Here is a 2,331-nt window from a genome sequence, read left to right as displayed (position 1 = left end):
GATGCCGGCGGTGCGCCGGGGGCCGGGGTGCGGGGTGCGCCCGAGGCGGGGGTGTGCTGCGCGTCGGGCCGGGGGTGGTGCGGCCCGCCCGGGGCGTGCGGCTGGTGGTGCTGTTCGGCGGGGGCGTGGGTCGCGCCCGGGGCGCCCCAGCCGCCGGGGGCTGCCTGGCCGTACGGCGGCGGCGCCCAGGAGCCCGCCGGGGGCCCGTACACCGGGCCGGGCGAGCCGTAGCCGGTCCCGGGCTGCGGGTGGTGGCCCGGCGCCGGATACCCGTATCCGTGGGCCACGGCCCGGAGGTGGTCGTCGCGCCGGGGCGGCAGCGGCAGGTCGGCGAGGCAGGCGTGGACGACGGCGCCCGGCACCAGGGCGAGCAGCAGCAGCGCGAACGACGCGTTCTGCGCGACCGACCAGTCGGTGGTCTCCTGCGGCGTGGAGCCGATCACGGCGACGTAGGCGACGGTGAGGACGGCGGCCGCGGCGGCGAACGCCCGGTCGAGCGCACGACGGCGGACGATGGCGATCCGCAGCGCCGGCACCCAGCCGAGCAGGCCGAGCGACCAGACCGGGATCGTCGCGAAGAAGACCCGGACCGCGATCGCCAGGGCACGCGAACGCCTCATGGCTTCCCCCCTCGGACGCGCACAACATCGCCGCAAGACCTGTACGAGCGCTCAGGATATCGGTTCACACCGGCGGGAGTGTGCCGTCCGCGAGGCCGTCCACGGTCCCCTGCACGAACTGCCTGCCCAGCGTCGCCGCGTGCTCCAGCGCGACCTCGAACTCCGCGAGGTCGCGGAACCGCTCCCCGTAGCGCCGCTGTTCGTCGAGCGGGATGCGCGGGACCCGCAGTCGCCGGATGTCGATGCGGGTGGCGCGGGAGGCGTAGCTGCTGGCCTGCCGGGTGTTGCCGCTGCCGCGCAGGAACCCGGCGAGGAACCACGGGTCCAGGGCGAGCGGGTCGGGGCGCAGCAGGGCGGCGCGCCCTTCGACGCGGGGTCGGCTGCCGGCGGTGGTGACGACCCGCGGCGGGCCGGCCGCCTCCGGGGAGAGCAGCGGGACGAAGACGTCGCCGGGAAGGGCGGCGGGCAGTTCGGCGCCGGCGGTCTGCGCGGTGTGCAGTTCGACGGCGCCGGCGCGGGCCAGCTCGCCGATGGTGACGGTGGCCCAGTGCGCGGCGCCGGGGTTGCCCTGCTGCGGGGTGCGGAGGGCGGCGGCGGGCGGCGGCTCGGGGGCGTCGCCGAGCGGCGGCAGCAGCCGGGTGGAGCGCCCGAGGGTGTCGCGGAGTTCGCGTTCGAGGCGGGTGAGCGCCCGACCGCCCGGGACGGCGGGCCGCAGGTGGCGGGCGGGGGTGAGGTCGGTCTCCTCGTCCATCAGGTCGATGGCGGGGACGACCCGGCGCAGCCCGGGGAGTTCGGTGCACTCCCCCGGCTCGGCAAAGGCCCGCCAGGCGTCGGTGACGGCGGCGCGCAGCGCGGGCCAGTCCAGTCCGCCGCGGTCGTCGGCGGCGTACTCGGCGACGGTGTCGACCAGCAGGACCAGGGGCGCGGGGGCGGCTGCCGCGTCCGGTCGGGTCAGCACCCAGAGGTGGAGGGGCAGGCCGTGGGGCGGGGCGACTCCCGCCGGTAGGGCGACCACCGCGCGCAGCGCGCCGCTGCGCAGCAGTGCCGAGCGGACCCGGCGTCCGGCGCGGCGGGAGGCGACGGCGGGCGGCAGCAGCAGCACGGCGGTGCCGCCGGGCCGGAGCCGGGCGAGGGCGTGCTGCACCCAGGCCAGTTCGGACTCGCCGCGGGCGGGCAGGCCGTACTCCCAGCGGGCGTCGTAGGCCAGGTCGTCGTGGCCCCAGTGCCGTTCGTTGGCGGGCGGGTGGCAGAGCACGGCGTCGACACGGGCGGTGGGGTGGCGGTCGGCGAGGAGGCTGTCGCCGTGGTCCACGTGGACCGCGTGGGCGCCGTGCATCGCCAGCCGGAGCCCGGCGAGGCGGGCGAGGTCCGGGTCCTTCTCCTGGCCGCGGAGTTCCCGCGGCGAGCCGCCGCGGGGGCCGCGGGCGGCGGCGAGCAGAGTGCCCGCGCCGCAGGCGGGGTCGAGCACGCTGCGGACGGGCCCGGCGATCTCGGCCATGAGGGCGGCGGTCTCGGCGGGGGTGGTGACGACGGTCAGCGCGGTGAGGTGGCGCCGCAGCAGGTCACGGAAGGCGTCCGCGGTGCCCCGCTCCGCGGCGAGCGCCGCGACCGCTTCGCGCAGTGGGCGCCCCAGGCGGCGGGCGGCAGATCGGGGCGGCGCTCCGGCGGGAGCTGCTGCGCGAGGGGCAGGTCTTCTACATCCACAACCGGG

Annotated in this window: 2 protein-coding genes; both read right to left on the bottom strand. The window is 78.5% G+C overall.

Going from position 1 to position 2,331, the window contains the following annotated elements; all coding sequences use genetic code 11:
• A partial coding sequence (locus tag HCN56_RS25185; protein ID WP_167974909.1) for a hypothetical protein occupies window positions 1-620 on the bottom strand: 620 nt, incomplete at its 3' end.
• Window positions 621-684: 64 nt separating this feature from the next.
• Window positions 685-2,157, bottom strand: coding sequence for an N-6 DNA methylase (locus HCN56_RS25180; RefSeq protein WP_376770932.1), 1,473 nt, complete (start codon window positions 2,155-2,157; stop codon window positions 685-687).
• Window positions 2,158-2,331: the final 174 nt, after the last annotated feature.

It is taken from the genome of Streptomyces lonarensis (assembly GCF_012033735.1).
GTDB lineage: Bacteria > Actinomycetota > Actinomycetes > Streptomycetales > Streptomycetaceae > Streptomyces > Streptomyces lonarensis.
Note: the sequence above shows the minus strand (reverse complement) of the source record. Positions and strands in the feature narration are given on the sequence as shown.